Source organism: Salmonella sp. SAL04213 (assembly GCF_046550535.1).
In the GTDB taxonomy this organism is placed as follows: domain Bacteria; phylum Pseudomonadota; class Gammaproteobacteria; order Enterobacterales; family Enterobacteriaceae; genus Salmonella; species Salmonella enterica.
In genome coordinates, this window is the sequence record NZ_JBGDXS010000013.1 from 1 (window position 1) to 15,411 (window position 15,411).

The window sequence follows — 15,411 nt, forward strand, 5'->3', positions numbered from 1 at the left end:
GCTGATAGAAACAGAAGCCACTGGAGCACCTCAAAAACACCATCATACACTAAATCAGTAAGTTGGCAGCATCACCCTTAGTGAGTAGGCCGTAGGATCTTTCCCTACAGCCTCTCACAAACCGTACGTAAAGCTCTCACTTCATACGATTCGCGTCAGATAAATATATCCTCTGGCACTACGGTTCAGTGTAAAAACACTCAGAATTATGCCTTTGATGGTCGCTCCATTAACTGACATATTTTTGCCTTTTAACGGTCACTGCATTACCATCCCGGTTCCGGTTGACAGATTCCTCACCACTGATCGCTACTTATTTTCCTTAAAACAGGGGAGTCTCTGAGACTTCCGCCAGCGTTTTAGCTCTTCAATAACTCCTTCAGGACTATCTTCTCGTTCCTCTGATGGATAAAATATCAAATCACCGCTATCAGGGTGTTGAGTAATTTTATTAAAATGGCGTAGAAGATTATCAATAAACTTCGATAATTCATCTCCAGTCAACTCTTCAGGAGGCTCAAAAAAATTATTTAAAAACTCGATAAACTCATCTTCTGTATAATCTTCAAGGTTATTTTTTAGTTCCATTTTCACCTCAAACCTTACTTATGCAATCGTATATGATTTTTAGGAGTGTTTATCATAAGGTTATCAACATCAAACACCATTCCTCCATACCGGATCTTTCCAACGTGGTGAATTTCATAAGTCCACCTACCTCCGACTTGTTGCCTTATCAAGGAGTACGGCGCTCGACCTCTTTTTATCAAAGTTTGATTCGATTTACTAAACTGCGCCAGTAACTCTGGGCATTCCCCTACACCTGATTTTCATTTACTTTTCTTAAAACAAGGCAATCCTTGAGATGCTCTCCATTCTTTAATTATGTTCAGAATACCCTCAGGTGTTCCATCACTTTCCGTTTCAGGATAATAGATAAGATCTGTTCCATCTGGGTATTCAGTGATCTTCTCAAAATACTCAAGCAATGGATCTAATGTTTCATCTGTATCCGACTCGTTTTCAGAAAATATCACTCTCAAGAAATCAATGAACTCACTTTCCGTATAATCACTAATATTTTCTTTTAATTTCATAGATCGCCTGTGTATGTCAATATGGTGTTCACACGGAGATTGTCTACATTGTAAACATCGCCTCTATTTGCAACTTCATCTATATGATGAAGCTCGAACCTCCGTTTTCCGACTCTGTCAACTTTTCTAACCTTTGATGCCTTACCTGATTTCACTCGAGTCATATAACCACCCCGCCACAGTCCACCGCATCACTCATTCTGGCAACGGGCAGGCCGTCAATAAATACCGTGGGGGAACTCGCTATACTCACGGTCTCGTAATAATCGTCGTACTGGGTGCCTTTATCGTTGAGTCGGGCGGCTGTGGGCATTTTTCTCCATAGCTTCATTACTAAATAATAAGTTGTGAGATTATCCTGGAAAATAAGAATAATTATTTATTAGAAGTTAATAAGTGATAGGAACATTGAACTTACTGCAACTCCAATATAACTAATTAATTCTTTTAATAAAAATCTAAGGTCTGAATCTTTTTTATGCGAATTCAGGATATTAATTAATTTATTTTCTCTTCGATTTGATGGCGTAATTCCATCTGGGAATGTATGTATTAGTTTTCTCAACGCACTGCTGATTTTTTTAAAATTTGTTATTAAATAAAGCTTTTCTTTCTTTTTTTATGAATTTGGATATAACATGAGTATTCTGTTTGTGTACTAATTTTTTTTAGTGACCATGACACGGATTCATTATCAAAGATAATCTTACCATCAGAAAATTCAATTTTTTGAATAAAGAAAAATTTTTATTTCCCCGCCCAAAATGTATGCAGGTTCCAAACCAAACATTTCATTATCAGCTAATGCGCCTAATTTTTTAACCATGCGATCAAAAAGATAATTATTGTTATCATCCACTAAATCAAATCCTTCCGGACTTGAAGATACAAGAAAAGATGCAATTTCGCTGTCAAGAATATTTTTTGTTTTATTGATAAACCTATTTTCATTAAAAATGATCTTATTAAGTAAAGGTAAGATGGTAATATTTCCTCCTGTGAACCATGGCCTGATTTAATGCTATCATTGGATGCATCATCTGGTGTTTTTAGTCTTTCATTCTTATTCCAGCTTGCACCTGTTGAACTGTTGATACCTCTGGAGGGTGAAGCTGACGACAGTGGTTGCCGTCGGCGTTAATCCGTCCACATCCAGCGTAAAACGCAGGCCATTTTGTGACATAACCTTATTCTGGATTTATTGGCGAAAAAGGAACCACGGTCCGCCCGTGGCAGTGGCAATGGGGGGAGGACAGCCGCTTCAGGCACGCTACCGCCAAAGTTTCCGGCATCCACCATCTCCCATATATGAAACGTAACAGACGTAACTCATTGCTGGCACGGGCTTTTTGTCTCCGTTCCCGGACAAAAACAGCATCCCACCATTAAGGCGGAATGCTGTGGATTTACTCTTATGCTTCCAGCGGCGCACGCCAGTCATCAGCACCTGAAGTGCCTGTTGAAACGTGTTCCCACTCAATTTTGTGGTAAGCCAGAGAAACTCTAACCAGATGTGTGAACTCACGTTTGGTGTTGTCCTGGCAGTGCGGCATACCGGAAAGTGTCGATAGCCGGTATCCGGCCTTGTTGTAGGTGTCGATATAGCCCAGCAATTCAGGCAGGCGTTTCAGGGGAAGGGCGGGGTGATGCTGGGTTATAACAGGAGTTACAACACCATCCAGATCGAATGCCGGATTATATTTAATCGTTCCCTGCTGTACGGCGTGGCGCATAATTTTGGTCAGATGCTGGCGTATACGTCCGGCAACAACATGCACACCTTTATCATCAATGCCTCTGACCAGTCGCGTGAGATGTAGGATTTAAGTCGCCGAAATATCCATTGCGCCGATATCAGGGAAAACGTAGTGTTGGAGGCAGACAGGAATTTTATTGGCGTGACCTTCTGACCAGAGTTTCAGGCAGCCTGTATGCCACAATCTAGAGATGTACTGGAACATTAGTCATTCATTGATAACCTTTTTTCGTCCCGGCGCTGCTGAGAAGGGGTAAAGCCGGATTTTAGTACGCGCCGGGTGGCATCGCGTTTTTCGCGGACAAGGGCGAATGAGGTTTCGGGATAAGGACCGAATGATACCCCGGACTCTTTTCCCTCAAAACGATATTTGAAATACCAGATACGAAAACCGTTGGGTTTTACCAGAAGATACAGGCTGAGTGTATCAGCGAGTTTGTAGGGTTTATCAGAAGGCTTTGCACTACGGGCTTGTTTGTCGGTTAATGCCATTTGGGGTGTCACACCTTTATCGAACCGGACTGAGCACCGAGTTGACCACCAAAAGCCCCTGATTTGGGCGGATAAATAGAAATTCGCTGGGAAGAGTTTTTCCACTAACTCATTGAATTAAAAAATAAGGGGATTTATCAGGAAGCATAAAAAGGAAAGGTGGTGCCCGGACTCGGAATCGAACCAAGGACACGGGGATTTTCAATCCCCTGCTCTACCGACTGAGCTATCCGGGCAACGAGGCGCATTAAACCGTAATCGCCTCGCTTCGTCAACGAAATTTCTTCAAATCAACGTAGACTGCACAATCTATCACCACTTTGTTGTTATTGCACGCAGAATCAGGCAAAAAACATCGCCCATGCGGCGGAGATCGGCATCGCCAGCAACAGCGCCGGGAGCATATTCACTACCGGAAACATTTTGATTCCACATACACGCAAGCCGGTCGCCACCAGCAGCAGTCCGCCCACGGCGCTAAAGTCGCCCATCATTGCCGGCGTGGTCAGTGGAAGAATGAGGGTGGCGCAGGCGGCAAGCGTTAACTGGATAATCAACATCGGTGCGCAAATCGCCGAAACGGCGATGCCAAGCGAACAGGCGAAAATAATGGCAGTGAAAAAATCCAGAAAAGATTTAGCGATCAAAATGTTTGGATCGCCGGTCATCCCTTCATGCATCGCGCCGAAAATACCGGTGCCGCTGGCGCAAAAAAGTACAATGATAGCGACGTAACTTTGAATAAATGAGTCGTGTGTCGGCTTCTTACCCGATGCCATAAATAATTGTTGGATTTTCGCGACTGCGCCATTAATGCCTTTTTCCAGCAAACAAAACTCGCCGATAAGCGCGCCGACCAGCGTCGCCAGCACCATCACCGGAAGATTAGCGCATTTCATCACCAGCAGAATGCCAATTCCCAGAGAGCATAGACCAAAAATAGACGTCATTGAGACGCGAATCCGTTCTGGCAGACGCTGACTTAACAGCGCGCCAATAACGCCGCCGAATAAAATTGCGCCAGCGTTAATAAAAGGTCCAATTACCACAATGACTCCTGTTATTTGTCTTTCAAATTGCCTTATTATCACGCGATTAAGCTGTTAATAGCTTGATTATCTGTGACGTATAGAGCGCTGATTTTACCTTGCGCCGTCTGGTGAAAGGTGCCATGATTGCGCGAAATTTCTCCTGCCAGCATGGGGCTCGCCGGGATGAACATAGCGCCTTTATATTGTCTTCACTGTCGCCTGACTGCGCGAGGTTTGCCCCTTTCTTTCTTTTTTTTGTCATCCCCGCTATGCGGTGAGGGCAGCGCACGCTCACTGCAGGACAACAGTAAAATCAGAAACAGTCTGTTTTTACTGATGTCTGGCGGTCGGAGCTGGTATCCAGTTTGACCCGGCATCTCGTTGGGCAAGGCATCGGCCTTGTCCGGGGTTACTCTACTCCCGAAACGGGTATTTGCGCTTATGAAATCAATGAATATTGCCGCCAGCGGTGAACTCATCCCCCGTCTCTCCACCCACCGAAACGTAGTGGCGCTGGACAGTACCGACTTTACCGATGTGGCCGCAGTCGTCATTACCACTGCCGACAGCCGTAGCGGTATTCTGGCGTTGCTTAAACGCACCGGTTTTCACCTGCCGGTGTTTATGCTTGCGGATGAACCCGTCAGCGCGCCTGTCGGCGTTACGGCGGTAATAGGCGGGAACGAGCAGGAATGGCTGGAGCTGGAAAACGCTGCCTGTCGCTACGAAGCAGAACTTCTGCCGCCCTTTTATGGCACCCTGACCCAGTATGTCGACATGGGGAATAGTACCTTTGCTTGCCCGGGGCACCAGCATGGCGAGTTTTTTAGAAAACATCCCGCAGGCCGCCATTTTTATGACTTTTTTGGTGAAAACCTGTTTCGTGCGGATATGTGTAACGCCGATGTGAAACTTGGCGATCTGCTAATACATGAAGGTTCTGCCAAACACGCGCAGAAATTTGCGGCAAAAGTATTTAATGCGGATAAAACCTACTTTGTGCTGAATGGAACTTCGGCGGCGAATAAAGTGGTCACCAACGCCCTGCTGACGCGCGGCGATCTGGTGCTGTTTGATCGTAATAATCACAAATCCAACCACCACGGCGCCCTGATTCAGGCCGGGGCAACGCCGGTCTATCTTGAAGCGGCGCGTAACCCGTTTGGTTTTATCGGTGGTATTGATGCGCACTGTTTTGATGAAACGTACCTGCGCGACCAGATTCGTGACGTGATGCCGGAAAGCGCCGATGCGTCGCGTCCGTTCCGCCTGGCGATCATTCAGCTGGGTACCTATGACGGCACTATTTACAACGCCCGTCAGGTGGTGGATAAAATCGGGCATCTCTGCGATTACATTCTGTTTGACTCCGCGTGGGTAGGCTATGAGCAGTTTATCAATATGATGGCGGATACCTCGCCGTTGCGGCTGGAGCTTAATGAAAACGACCCAGGGATCTTTGTGACCCAATCGGTACATAAGCAACAGGCGGGGTTCTCACAAACCTCGCAGATCCACAAAAAAGATAACCATATTCGCGGCCAGGCGCGTTTTTGCCCGCACAAACGCCTGAACAACGCCTTCATGTTGCATGCTTCAACCAGTCCGTTCTACCCGCTGTTTGCGGCGTTGGATATCAATGCCAAAATCCACGAAGGGGAGAGCGGTCGCCGCTTGTGGGCGGAGTGCGTTGCGCTGGGCATTGACGCGCGTAAAGCCATTCTCGCCCGTTGCAAACTGCTTCAGCCCTTTATCCCACTGGTGGTTGACGACAAGCCGTGGCAGGCATATCCGACGGAGACCATTGCCAGCAATCGTCGTTTCTTCAGTTTTGAGCCCGGGGCGAAATGGCATGGCTTTGAGGGTTATGCGGATGACCAGTATTTTGTCGACCCCTGTAAACTGTTACTGACCACGCCAGGTATTGATGCCGATAGTGGGCGGTACACCGAATTCGGCATCCCGGCGACCATTCTCGCCCACTATCTGCGTGAGAACGGTATTGTGCCTGAGAAGTGCGATCTCAACTCGATTCTGTTCTTGCTGACACCCGCCGAGAGCGAAGAGAAACTGGCGCGGCTGGTCGCGATGCTGGCGCAATTTGAACGGCACATTGAAGACGATACGCCGCTTGCGGATGTATTGCCGACGGTTTTTCAGAAATACCCGGTGCGCTACCGCGATTACACCCTGCGTGAGCTATGTCAGGAGATGCACAACCTGTACGTTAGCTTTGACGTTAAGGATCTGCAAAAAGCGATGTTTCGCAAAGAAAGCCTGCCGCATGTGGCGATGAACCCACAGGACGCCAACAGCGCCTTTATTCGCGGCGATGTAGAGCTGGTGCGTATCAGCGAGGCGGGCGGGCGTATCGCTGCCGAGGGGGCATTGCCATACCCGCCGGGCGTACTGTGCGTGGTGCCGGGGGAGATTTGGGGCGGCGCGGCGCAGCGTTATTTTTTGGCGCTGGAAGAGGGCATCAATCTGTTGCCCGGTTTTTCGCCGGAATTGCAGGGAGTGTATAGCGAGACCGATGCCGATGGAATTCAACGCTTGTACGGATATGTTTTAAAGTAACGTTGCCTGCAGGCCGGATAAGGCATTTACGCCTTATCCGGCCTGCGAAACAGGGCAAGAATTAATGTGCAACGGGTTGCGAACCTGCCGGAACGCGAACGTGTTTGTATTTGAACAAGGCTACGAACGCGAAGGCCAGCACCAGCGAGTAGCCTGCGAAGATGAGCCACACGGTCTGCCAGTCGGTAATGCCGTTTTGAGTGTAATACTCCACCACTTTACCGCTCACAATGCCGCCCAGGATACAGCCGAAGCCATTGGTCATCATCAGGAACATCCCCTGCGCGCTGGCGCGGATTTCCGGGCGTACTTCTTTTTCGACAAACACCGAGCCAGAAATGTTGAAGAAGTCGAAGGCGCAGCCGTACACAATCATCGACAATACCAGCAGAACGGTACCGAACGGCGTCGGGTCGCCATAAGCGAACAGGCCGAAACGCAGCATCCACGCCACAATACTGATAAGCATAACGTTCTTAATACCATAACGGCTCAGGAAGAACGGAATGGTCAGGATGAATAACGTTTCAGAAATCTGCGAAATCGACATCATCACCGAGGCGTGCTGCACGATAAAGCTACTGGCGAATAGCGGATCTTTATCAAAGCTATGCAGGAAGGTGTTGCCAAACATGTTGGTGATCTGCAGTTCCGCGCCCAGCATCATGGAGAAGATGAAGAAAATCGCCATCCGCTTATTTTTAAACAGCGCAAAAGCGTCAAGGCCCAGCATTGATGTCCAGCTCTGGTTTTTCTGTTGGTTCGCCACCGGAATGTGCGGCAGGGTAAAGGTAAACAGTACCAGCAGAACGGAAAGCGTCGCGCCGATATAAAGCTGCATATGGCTCAGCTCGAAACCGGAGAAACTCACGCCCCACATCGCCAGAATAAAGCCAATGGTGCCCCAGATACGGATAGGCGGAAAGTCAGTCACAATATCCATGCCGGCAGACTGCAGGCGGTAATACGATATAGTATTGATCAAGCCCAACGTCGGCATATAGGCCAACGAGTTAAGCAGGATCACAAAGAACATCGCCCCAGGCGTAGTGACTTCCGCGGCCATGAATAGCGTGATGGCGCCGACGACATGACACAGGGCATAGACCCATTTCGCGCTCAGCCATTTGTCAGCCACAATGCCTAACAAGGTCGGCATAAAGACGGCGGCAATCCCCAGTGAACTATAAACTGCGCCAATAGATGCGCCGTCAAATTTTAAGGTGACGAACATATACGAGCCCAGGGTAGTGAGCCAGCTTCCCCACAGACAGAACTGCAGAAAAGAGAGTATTTTAAGCTGCAGCTTAAGATTCATGTTAATTTCCTCACACCTGAGAGCGGATGAATGTTTTAAAAGGCACATTTGCCGTTGTGATTTGGTGTGATTCTATCAATGAGAGGCGGGCTTTTTTTGTTACCTGTGACAAATATTTGCAAACAATTTCTGATTGCAAAGAAAAAGAGTGACGGAGTTAACACTTTTGCCTTTCCCGCCTCTGTCATTTGCCAGCCAGAGGCGGGATGCGATGGTTTATCGGCGGCGATACGATCGCTGGGCGGAATTCACCTTATACAGATAGCGGCGCGACTCGGCAGATGGATGTCGGGTGGTTAATATCTGGTACACATCCCCCGGCGACATGCGGTTAATCATATTCGCGGCCTGAATCTTATCGTTCGAGAATACGCGTAATACGCTGCCTGCGCCGCCATTATAGGCAGTAATGACCGCATAGCGCCGCGACGTCGGATTCTCAATACCGCTCAGATAGACATTATTCAACATCGCCAGATACGCTGTGCCGGTATCGATATTGCTGGCGGGGTCGAACAGGAAGTTACGGCTTGGCGTGCCGGACTTACCCTGAGAACGGAAAACATCTTTCCCGGCGCTGTGTTGCACCACCTGCATCAGGCCCAGCGCATCCGCGTGGCTGACCGCATACGGGTTGAACGAGGACTCCGTTTGCATAATCGCCAGAATCAGCGACTCGTCAACGCCGTATTTACGGGAGGCCTGGCGTACCATGCCAATGTATTTATGCGCGCGTTTATCAAGGTGGTTCGGCACCAGATTAATGGTGACGCTGTAAATAATACGCAGGCCGTTACTGCGGCTTTTGAGCCGCGTTTTCAGCAAGTAATCCGCGAATGTCGTGGCGCGGCCTTCCCAGCGAATAGGCTGGCCGGTATTGTCGAGGACCTGACCATACAGAAAGGGTTCTTTAGAAATTTTTATGTCATCGACATCGGAGTAAAGATCGACGGAGGTTGGGTCGTCACCCATGAGCAACGTTTTAATAATGGCCCGGCGCAGATGTGCGGTAGGTTCCGTCCCGGCGATGGTTTCAACGGTAATGGTCCCATCATCAAAGTTGATGTGGCTACGGGTCTGGAACTGATCGGTATATTTGACGTAGTCTTTCGGCCCGGCGATCAGGACTTCCTTATATCCCCACAGATTTTCAATATTGTTGGCAAATTGCCCCATCAAAATATCAAAGCCGTTGGTATCCTTGACCCAGGCTTCATTATACGTCTCGCCTTTTTTGGTCGAACTGGAGCAGGAGATGAGCAACGGCGCAATAACAGCAAGCGCGAGTAATTTTTTCATCATTCCGGGAGTGCATGTTGTGTTGTCGTTATGCCATGTTGCCGGGCAGCGGCGCTAAGGGCTTATCCGGCATAACTCACAGGCCGAATAAGCGCAGCTTCATTCAGCAACGGGCCTATTTTTTATCTTCTGGCGTATAACCTTCGATATGAACGTCTTTGCCTTCGAACAGGAAGCTCACCATCTCCTGTTCCAGCAGCTTACGGTGCTCGGCGTTCATCATGTTGAGCTTTTTCTCGTTAATCAACATGGTCTGCTTATGCTGCCACTGCGCCCACGCGTCCTTAGAGATCTCGTTATAGATACGTTTTCCCAGTTCGCCAGGGTAGAGCTGAAAATCTTGCCCTTCAGCGTCGCGTTGCAGGTAAGTACAAAAAATCGTTCTGCTCATAAGTCATCCTCTTCATCGACCGGGGCGTTAAACTGGCGCTCCGGTACGTAACTGCTGTAACAAGCGCTCCACGGGGGCCGCCAGTCCGACTGACGGCGGTTGCGCTAAGTTATACCAGAGCGCGCTGCCTTCATCCATGCAGGCGTCCAGTGACGACACGGGAAGCCACATAGGCACAATATCCAGGTGGAAATGGCTAAATGTGTGGCGAAACGCGTTAAGCTGGGTCAAATTATCAGCGTTAACATGCCGTTGCGCCAGCCATTCACGTAATTCAGCTTCGCTGGCGAACTGCGGAAAGCAGTAGAGTCCGCCCCATAAACCGCTGGGAGGGCGCTGCGCCAGGAAAATCTCCTGATTATGCTGTAACAATAAAAAGTAACCCGTCCGCTCCGGCAACGTCTGTTTCGGTTTCTTGCCCGGATAGCGTGACCAGCTTTCATGCGCAGCGGCGATACAACCGTTTTGCAGCGGACACAGGGTGCACTTTGGCTTTGAACGCGTACAAACCATCGCGCCCAGATCCATCATCGCCTGATTAAAACGCTCCACGCCGCGTGCGGGCGTCACTTGCTCGCTCAACGTCCACAGCGTATTCTCCACCTCTTTTTTTCCAGGCCAGCCGCTAACAGCATAACAGCGAGCCAGCACACGTTTAACGTTTCCATCAAGAATCGGATAATGTTTACCTAACGCGAGGGAGAGAATCGCGCCGGCGGTTGAACGCCCGACGCCGGGTAGCGCGGCGATTTCGGCAAAAGTTTGCGGGAATTCTCCACCGTGAAGCGTCGCCACCTGTTGCGCCGCTTTATGCAAATTACGCGCGCGGGCGTAATAGCCGAGCCCGGTCCATAAATGGAGCACTTCATCCAGCGGCGCATTCGCTAAATCCGTCACCGTGGGAAAGCGCGCCATAAATCGCTCAAAGTAAGGAATCACCGTTGTCACCTGCGTTTGTTGCAACATGACTTCCGAGAGCCATACTTTGTAAGGCGTCTTGTTAATTTGCCAGGGCAGCGTTTTCCGCCCGTATTTGTCGTACCAGTCCAGAACCTGGGCTGAAAATTGAGACGCTTGCATGGAAACTCATTCATTATTGCCGGGGGCAAGATTGCAGCACAGAGGCCGCAGGGTGTAAACCGGAACTTTCCGCAGTGCGCTTCATGCTTGCATCCGGCAACTAACTTTGGATAATGCCCGTTTTCAGAACTCAAACACAGCAGACTACACTTTTATGAAAAACGACGTCATTTCACCGGAATTTGATGAAAACGGTCGCCCGCTGCGCCGTATTCGTAGTTTTGTTCGTCGCCAGGGGCGACTGACAAAGGGGCAAGAACACGCGCTGGAAAACTACTGGCCGGTGATGGGCGTCGAGTTCAGCGAAGCGCCGGTAGATTTCGCCACGTTGTTTAGTCGCGAAGCGCCAGTGACGCTGGAGATTGGTTTTGGCATGGGGGCGTCTCTCGTGGCGATGGCGAAAGCGCGCCCGGAGCAGAATTTCCTCGGCATTGAAGTGCATTCACCCGGTGTCGGCGCGTGTCTGGCGTCCGCTCATGAAGAGGGCGTTGAAAACCTGCGTGTCATGTGCCACGACGCGGTAGAAGTGTTGCATAAAATGATTCCTGACAATTCTTTATCGATGGTTCAGCTCTTTTTCCCTGACCCGTGGCATAAAGCGCGTCATAATAAACGCCGTATCGTTCAGGTGCCGTTTGCTGAACTGGTATTGAGCAAGCTGAAATTGGGCGGCGTTTTCCATATGGCGACCGACTGGGAAGCGTATGCGGAACACATGCTTGAAGTCATGTCTTCTATCGACGGGTACAAAAATCTGTCAGAGAGCAATGATTATGTACCGCGCCCGGAATCGCGCCCGGTAACGAAATTTGAACAACGTGGCCATCGTCTTGGTCATGGCGTATGGGACTTAATGTTCGAGAGGGTGAAATAATGGCAAAGAACCGTAGTCGTCGTCTGCGTAAAAAAATGCACATTGACGAATTCCAGGAATTAGGATTTTCGGTGGCATGGCGTTTTCCGGAAGGTACATCTGAAGAGCAGGTCGATAAGACTGTCGATGACTTTATTAATGACGTTATTGAGCCTAATAAACTGGCGTTTGACGGCAGCGGCTACCTGGCCTGGGAAGGGCTGATTTGTATGCAGGAAATCGGTAAATGTACCGAAGAACATCAGGCGATTGTGCGTAAATGGCTGGAAGCGCGCAACCTTGAAGAAGTCCGAACCAGCGAACTTTTCGACGTTTGGTGGGACTAATAAGTACAGGGTCGGCAAATGCCGGCCCGCTTTGTCTTGAGGGAAAGTTATGATGCGCAAAACGCTGCTGGCGGCAGTGCTAACGTTTACGGCGATGGCCGCTCATGCAGATTACAAATGCAGCGTCACGCCGCGTGACGATGTGATCCTGAGTCCACAAACGGTGCAGGTGAAAGGTGAAAATGGCAACCTGGTGATCACGCCGGACGGCAATGTGATGTACAACGGTAAGCAGTACACCCTTAGCGCCGCGCAGCGCGAGCAAGCGAAAGATTACCAGGCGGAACTGCGAAGCGCGCTGCCGTGGATTGATGAGGGCGCCCGATCGCGCGTCGAAAAAGGCCGCGTGGCGCTGGATAAAATCATCGCTAAAGAGGTGGGCGAAAGCAGCAACATGCGTAGCCGTCTGACGAAGCTTGATGCGCAATTAAAAGCGCAAATGAACCGTATTATCGAACATCGTACGGACGGCCTGACGTTCCACTATAAGGCTATCGACCAGGTGCGTGCCGACGGTCAGCAGTTGGTGAATCAGGCGATGGGCGGTATTTTGCAGGACAGCATTAACGAAATGGGCGCCAAAGCGGTGCTTAAAGGCGGCGGCAATCCTTTACAGGGTGTGATGGGCAGTCTCGGTGGTTTGCAAACCGCTATCCAGAACGAATGGAAAAACCAGGAGAAAGATTTCCAGCAGTTTGGCAAAGATGTCTGTAGCCGCGTAGTGACCTTAGAAGATAGCCGCAAAGCGTTGGTTGGCAGCCTGAAGTAATCTTTCCTTTTTAAACAATGGCGCAGATCGTATCTGCGCCTTTTTATTCTGTTTTTTCCTGCATTTTGTTATCCATCTCTAAAAAATACTCTCTGTCGGATATATATCGCTGGTTAATCGTATGGCGTCACATTATTCGTCTGCAATATAGAGATAATGCGACCAGTTGACATAACTGGAGATATAACATGGAGTTTTTCAGGAAAACGGCATTAGCTGCTCTGGTAATGGGTTTCAGCGGCGCAGCGTTCGCTTTACCGAATATCACCATCTTAGCGACCGGCGGAACGATCGCTGGCGGCGGTGATTCAGCAACAAAATCAAATTATACGGCAGGTAAAGTTGGCGTCGAAAATCTGGTGGATGCCGTTCCTCAATTGAAGGACATTGCGGTAGTGAAAGGCGAGCAGGTCGTTAACATTGGCTCGCAGGATATGAACGATGAAGTCTGGCTCACGCTGGCGAAAAAAATCAATACCGAGTGCGACAGCACCGACGGTTTCGTGATCACCCACGGTACTGATACGATGGAAGAAACCGCTTATTTCCTCGATCTGACCGTGAAATGCAATAAACCGGTGGTACTGGTCGGCGCGATGCGTCCTTCCACGTCAATGAGCGCAGATGGCCCGTTCAACCTCTATAATGCGGTAGTAACAGCGGCTGATAAACAGTCTGCCAATCGCGGCGTGCTGGTGGTAATGAATGATACCGTTATGGACGGACGCGACGTCACTAAGACCAATACGACTGACGTGGCGACGTTTAAAGCGGTTAACTACGGCCCGCTGGGTTATATCCACAACGGTAAAATTGACTACCAGCGTACACCAGAGCGTAAACATACCACCTCCACCCCGTTCGACGTGTCGAAGCTGACCGCGTTGCCGAAAGTCGGTATCGTTTATAACTATGCGAATGCGTCCGATCTGCCGGCAAAAGCGCTGGTAGACGCGGGTTATGACGGGATCGTGAGCGCAGGCGTGGGTAACGGCAACCTGTATAAAACGGTCTTTGATACCCTGGCGACCGCCGCGCACAACGGTACGGTAGTGGTGCGTTCTTCACGTGTGCCGACTGGCGCAACCACGCAGGATGCGGAAGTTGACGATGCAAAATACGGCTTTGTCGCTTCCGGCACGCTGAACCCGCAAAAAGCGCGTGTCTTACTGCAACTGGCGTTAACCCAGACTAAAGATCCAAAACAGATCCAGACGATGTTCAATCAGTATTAAAGATAATGCCCCGGTCGGAAGGCCGGGGCTATCTTTGGAAGACCTCTCGCACAACCAACACTATTATCTTGCTAATTATCATCCTGGTTATGATAATCGTGGGCGTCATGTCTCTGGACGGGAGGTCCACAAGTGGTTCGACAATGGATTGCTGGCGCAGCGCTGTTTGCCCTGATTTCAGGCTATAGTTGGGCAGAGGTTGCTCAACCCTCCGATAACATCTTAAAAGAACAGTTTAGTAAGCAGTACCACGGCATACTTAAACTGGATTCCATTACCTTAAAAAATCTTGATTCGACGGGCAATCAGGCCACCTGGTCTGCCGAAGGGGATATTTCTTCCCGTGAAGATATGTATACCGGCGTTGGTATGGCGGCGGATTATTATTTTGTTGAAAAAACCTGGACCAAAGATCGTCCCGTTAAATTTTCTGCCATGTTAACCAGCAAAGGGACGCCAGCCTCTGGCTGGACGGTGAGCTATTACTCATTACAAATGGCAGCCAGCGATCAGGGCCGGGCTATTGACGACATTAAAACGAATGATAAATACCTGATCGTCAACAGTGATGACTTTAACTATCGGTTTGGCAACATTGAAGCCTCCTGGCGTGCGCAGAAAGCGTCGATCCCCGGTCTTGAAGAACAACTCTCTGCCCTGGATAAGAAAATAGCGGTAGCTAAAAAAGAAGCGGACGCATATTGGGGAAAAGGCGCTGATGGGAAACCGTTGACCCGCGCCGAGGCGTTTAAAAAGACGTTAAAAGAGCGCGATGATTATGTAAAAGCCAACGATAGCAGCGTATATGCCGAGAAATACGAAAAAGAGGTCTATCAACCGGCATTAGACGCGTGCCGTAAGCAGAGTGAGCCGTGCAATGAAGCGGCTATTCAGCAGAAAAGAGATTTAGACATACACGAGCAACGGCGGCAGGTATTTTTGAAATCGGAAGAGCTGCGTCGAAAAGCGCAGAATGACTGGATAACGTTAGAGAAAGGGCAATATCCGCTGAATATAGCGGTACAGAAACTTCAGATGCAACAGAGTGATATCCGTGTGAAAATTATGGATATTAATGACGGTTACGAGCGCTGGAAAAAAGATACGGACGATTTGCGTCGTAAAGGGGTTATTAAATAATGCGCTTGCCGGCGGCGCATTAACCG

Annotated in this window: 14 protein-coding genes, 1 tRNA gene and 4 pseudogenes; 6 read left to right on the forward strand and 13 right to left on the reverse strand. The window is 49.3% G+C overall.

The window, feature by feature from the left end; genetic code table 11:
• Nucleotides 1-309: 309 nt before the first annotated feature.
• The 9 genes and pseudogenes from ACLJPQ_RS20575 to ACLJPQ_RS20615 form a co-directional block, all read right to left on the reverse strand.
• Nucleotides 310-588: a bacteriocin immunity protein gene (locus tag ACLJPQ_RS20575; RefSeq protein ID WP_080184792.1), complete on the reverse strand. Its 279-nt coding sequence runs from the start codon at nt 586-588 to the stop codon at nt 310-312.
• Nucleotides 589-602: 14 nt separating this feature from the next.
• Nucleotides 603-809 (reverse strand): annotated as a pseudogene (locus ACLJPQ_RS20580) (type VI secretion system tube protein Hcp); the annotation flags it as partial.
• Between the two features lie 21 nt (nt 810-830).
• Nucleotides 831-1,097, reverse strand: coding sequence for a bacteriocin immunity protein (locus ACLJPQ_RS20585; RefSeq protein WP_000768132.1), 267 nt, complete (start codon nt 1,095-1,097; stop codon nt 831-833).
• Nucleotides 1,094-1,410, reverse strand: a pseudogene (locus ACLJPQ_RS20590) (PAAR domain-containing protein). Before ACLJPQ_RS20590 ends, ACLJPQ_RS20585 begins: the two are co-directional and overlap by 4 nt.
• A 408-nt stretch (nt 1,411-1,818) precedes the next feature.
• Nucleotides 1,819-1,956, reverse strand: a complete 138-nt coding sequence (locus ACLJPQ_RS20595; RefSeq protein WP_241655635.1) for a T6SS immunity protein Tdi1 domain-containing protein — start codon at nt 1,954-1,956, stop codon at nt 1,819-1,821.
• A 553-nt stretch (nt 1,957-2,509) separates the two neighbouring features.
• Nucleotides 2,510-2,650 (reverse strand): annotated as a pseudogene (locus ACLJPQ_RS20600) (type VI secretion system tube protein Hcp); the annotation flags it as partial.
• Nucleotides 2,651-2,686: 36 nt separating this feature from the next.
• Nucleotides 2,687-3,345 (reverse strand): annotated as a pseudogene (locus tag ACLJPQ_RS20605) (tyrosine-type recombinase/integrase); the annotation flags it as partial.
• A gap of 160 nt (nt 3,346-3,505) precedes the next feature.
• Nucleotides 3,506-3,581, reverse strand: a tRNA-Phe gene (locus ACLJPQ_RS20610).
• A gap of 105 nt (nt 3,582-3,686) precedes the next feature.
• A complete protein-coding gene (locus tag ACLJPQ_RS20615) occupies nt 3,687-4,394 on the reverse strand; it encodes a DUF554 domain-containing protein (RefSeq protein ID WP_000234466.1) in 708 nt (235 codons plus the stop codon).
• Between the two features lie 423 nt (nt 4,395-4,817).
• Here ACLJPQ_RS20615 and ACLJPQ_RS20620 point away from each other — a divergent pair, with 423 nt between their 5' ends.
• Nucleotides 4,818-6,953 carry an ornithine decarboxylase gene (locus ACLJPQ_RS20620; protein ID WP_080184790.1) on the forward strand — a complete coding sequence of 712 codons (2,136 nt, stop codon included), beginning with the start codon at nt 4,818-4,820 and terminating at the stop codon, nt 6,951-6,953.
• Between the two features lie 61 nt (nt 6,954-7,014).
• Here the strand turns inward: ACLJPQ_RS20620 and ACLJPQ_RS20625 are convergent, their stop codons facing one another.
• The 4 genes from ACLJPQ_RS20625 to mutY all read right to left on the reverse strand — a co-directional run bounded on the left by ACLJPQ_RS20625 (nt 7,015) and on the right by mutY (nt 11,041).
• Nucleotides 7,015-8,271 carry a nucleoside permease gene (locus ACLJPQ_RS20625; RefSeq protein WP_001049803.1) on the reverse strand — a complete coding sequence of 419 codons (1,257 nt, stop codon included), beginning with the start codon at nt 8,269-8,271 and terminating at the stop codon, nt 7,015-7,017.
• A gap of 216 nt (nt 8,272-8,487) precedes the next feature.
• Nucleotides 8,488-9,573 carry a membrane-bound lytic murein transglycosylase MltC gene (gene mltC / locus ACLJPQ_RS20630; protein WP_000976289.1) on the reverse strand — a complete coding sequence of 362 codons (1,086 nt, stop codon included), beginning with the start codon at nt 9,571-9,573 and terminating at the stop codon, nt 8,488-8,490.
• 112 nt (nt 9,574-9,685) lie between these two features.
• A complete protein-coding gene (locus ACLJPQ_RS20635) occupies nt 9,686-9,961 on the reverse strand; it encodes an oxidative damage protection protein (protein ID WP_000091706.1) in 276 nt (91 codons plus the stop codon).
• 27 nt (nt 9,962-9,988) lie between these two features.
• Nucleotides 9,989-11,041, reverse strand: coding sequence for an A/G-specific adenine glycosylase (gene mutY / locus ACLJPQ_RS20640; RefSeq protein WP_001148957.1), 1,053 nt, complete (start codon nt 11,039-11,041; stop codon nt 9,989-9,991).
• A 154-nt stretch (nt 11,042-11,195) separates the two neighbouring features.
• Here mutY and trmB point away from each other — a divergent pair, with 154 nt between their 5' ends.
• The 5 genes from trmB to ACLJPQ_RS20665 all read left to right on the forward strand — a co-directional run bounded on the left by trmB (nt 11,196) and on the right by ACLJPQ_RS20665 (nt 15,385).
• Nucleotides 11,196-11,915: a tRNA (guanosine(46)-N7)-methyltransferase TrmB gene (gene trmB, locus ACLJPQ_RS20645; RefSeq protein ID WP_000786897.1), complete on the forward strand. Its 720-nt coding sequence runs from the start codon at nt 11,196-11,198 to the stop codon at nt 11,913-11,915.
• Complete coding sequence (locus ACLJPQ_RS20650; protein ID WP_001107574.1) at nt 11,915-12,241, forward strand: YggL family protein; 327 nt, start codon at nt 11,915-11,917, stop codon at nt 12,239-12,241. The genes trmB and ACLJPQ_RS20650 overlap by 1 nt, the downstream gene beginning before the upstream one ends.
• Before the next feature lie 49 nt (nt 12,242-12,290).
• On the forward strand, nt 12,291-13,010 hold the full coding sequence (locus tag ACLJPQ_RS20655) for a DUF2884 domain-containing protein (RefSeq protein WP_000984827.1): 720 nt from the start codon (nt 12,291-12,293) through the stop codon (nt 13,008-13,010).
• A 188-nt stretch (nt 13,011-13,198) separates the two neighbouring features.
• Nucleotides 13,199-14,245, forward strand: a complete 1,047-nt coding sequence (gene ansB / locus ACLJPQ_RS20660) for an L-asparaginase 2 (RefSeq protein WP_000394189.1) — start codon at nt 13,199-13,201, stop codon at nt 14,243-14,245.
• Between the two features lie 132 nt (nt 14,246-14,377).
• The gene (locus tag ACLJPQ_RS20665; protein WP_000252200.1) at nt 14,378-15,385 is read left to right on the forward strand and encodes a DUF1202 domain-containing protein; all 1,008 of its coding nucleotides are present in this window, start codon (nt 14,378-14,380) and stop codon (nt 15,383-15,385) included.
• Nucleotides 15,386-15,411 lie beyond the last annotated feature (26 nt).

Bases quoted from the DNA above. Each gene is read 5' to 3' on its own strand.
- ACLJPQ_RS20575 (WP_080184792.1), bottom strand. From the start codon at position 588: ATGGAACTAAAAAATAACCTTGAAGATTATACAGAAGATGAGTTTATC.
- ACLJPQ_RS20585 (WP_000768132.1), bottom strand. From the start codon at position 1,097: ATGAAATTAAAAGAAAATATTAGTGATTATACGGAAAGTGAGTTCATT.
- ACLJPQ_RS20620 (WP_080184790.1), top strand. From the start codon at position 4,818: ATGAAATCAATGAATATTGCCGCCAGCGGTGAACTCATCCCCCGTCTC.
- ACLJPQ_RS20625 (WP_001049803.1), bottom strand. From the start codon at position 8,271: ATGAATCTTAAGCTGCAGCTTAAAATACTCTCTTTTCTGCAGTTCTGT.
- mltC (WP_000976289.1), bottom strand. From the start codon at position 9,573: ATGATGAAAAAATTACTCGCGCTTGCTGTTATTGCGCCGTTGCTCATC.
- ACLJPQ_RS20635 (WP_000091706.1), bottom strand. From the start codon at position 9,961: ATGAGCAGAACGATTTTTTGTACTTACCTGCAACGCGACGCTGAAGGG.
- mutY (WP_001148957.1), bottom strand. From the start codon at position 11,041: ATGCAAGCGTCTCAATTTTCAGCCCAGGTTCTGGACTGGTACGACAAA.
- trmB (WP_000786897.1), top strand. From the start codon at position 11,196: ATGAAAAACGACGTCATTTCACCGGAATTTGATGAAAACGGTCGCCCG.
- ACLJPQ_RS20650 (WP_001107574.1), top strand. From the start codon at position 11,915: ATGGCAAAGAACCGTAGTCGTCGTCTGCGTAAAAAAATGCACATTGAC.
- ACLJPQ_RS20655 (WP_000984827.1), top strand. From the start codon at position 12,291: ATGATGCGCAAAACGCTGCTGGCGGCAGTGCTAACGTTTACGGCGATG.
- ansB (WP_000394189.1), top strand. From the start codon at position 13,199: ATGGAGTTTTTCAGGAAAACGGCATTAGCTGCTCTGGTAATGGGTTTC.